1 protein-coding gene is annotated in these 1,326 nt (G+C 61.2%); it reads left to right on the top strand.

The features are described 5' to 3' along the window. Positions 1-235: 235 nt before the first annotated feature. Positions 236-1,285 (top strand): IS110 family RNA-guided transposase, encoded by a 1,050-nt coding sequence (locus tag KHO41_RS40915; protein ID WP_211958881.1) that lies wholly within the window; start codon positions 236-238, stop codon positions 1,283-1,285. Positions 1,286-1,326: the final 41 nt, after the last annotated feature.

The following is a 1,326-nucleotide window of genomic DNA, read 5'->3' as shown; positions in this document are numbered from 1 at the left end:
CGCAAGGGAAACTGCTGGGACACTCAGTCCAAAATACGCTTCGAACGTCGGACCGATCTGACCCGTGCTGGGATTGGCCGAGCTGCCTTTGCGTTGACCTGTCGATCGGGTTCCGGCGTTCCCCGAGCATTGCCGGGCCCAACGTTTGTGACCTGATAGGAGCCTTGTCCTGCACCGTGAGTGTCCTGTCCTGCGAGTGGGGTTGGCGATGTGCCCACTACAACGGAAAACACGCATGGAACAAGACGAAGTGATTTTGGGTGTCGACACGCATTTGGATACGCATGTTGGGGCGGTGATCAGCGGCACGGGCAAGCTCCTCGGCACGCAGTCGGTATCGGCCGACACCAATGGCTATCTCAATCTTCTCTCCTGGGCGAACTCGTTCGGACGCTTGTGCCGCGCTGGAGTCGAAGGAACCGGCACCTACGGGGCTGGCCTGGCCCGCGTGCTACGCGATCATGAGATTGAGGTACTGGAAGTCAATCGTCCCGACCGAGCGGCGCGCCGGTCTCGCGGGAAGTCTGATCCCACTGACGCGGAAAACGCCGCACGCGCAGTCCTCTCGGGGAAGGCAACGGCCCTTCCCAAGGCGCAGTCTGGAGCAGCCGAAGCGATGCGTGCTGTCTCTGTTGCCCGGCGCAGTGCCGTAAAGGCGAAGACGCAGGCCATCAATCAGTTGCGGGCTTTGCTGGTCAGCGCGCCTCAGGAAGTCCGTGAACGGCTTCTGAAAGAGAAGACGGCGGAATGCGTCGCGAGTTGCGCCCGCCTGCGCTCTTTAGGCGACACTCCGTTGCTTCAAACCTTGACCTCCACCCTACGCCTGCTGGCCAAGCGCTGGCTGGCCCTGGCCGAGGAACTGAGCACCCTCGACGGCATGCTTGATCGCCTGACCAGCCAGCATGCCAAGCGGCTTCGGGAGCGGTTTGGCGTAGGGCCTCAAACGGCGGCAGTGCTCGTTGCCGTTGCAGGTGACAACCCGGAGCGCCTGAAAAGCGAAGCCGCATTGGCAGCGCTTTGTGGCACAAGTCCTCTGCAGGCTTCGTCCGGCAAAACGGTCCGGCATCGCTTGAACAGGGGCGGAGATCGGTCGGCAAATAACGCCTTGTGGACCATCGCCATGGTGCGAATGCGCAGCGATCCCAGGACACGGACATACGTCGAACGCCGGACCAAGGAAGGCATGTCAAAGAAGGAGATTCATCGCTGCCTCAAGCGCTATATCGTCAGGGAGCTGTATCCCCTCATCTTGGCCGATCTGGCCGATTCGAGCCGCGCCGCTTGACATAGGAGCGTCAACGCCCCAACGGAAAGCTTTTTTAACAG

Origin of the sequence: Cupriavidus numazuensis, assembly GCF_905397435.1 — a bacterium.
Classification (GTDB): domain Bacteria; phylum Pseudomonadota; class Gammaproteobacteria; order Burkholderiales; family Burkholderiaceae; genus Cupriavidus; species Cupriavidus numazuensis.
This window is presented reverse-complemented; position numbering and strand designations above follow the sequence as displayed.

Coding starts and splice junctions, on each gene's coding strand:
- KHO41_RS40915 (WP_211958881.1), top strand. CDS start 236: ATGGAACAAGACGAAGTGATTTTGGGTGTCGACACGCATTTGGATACG.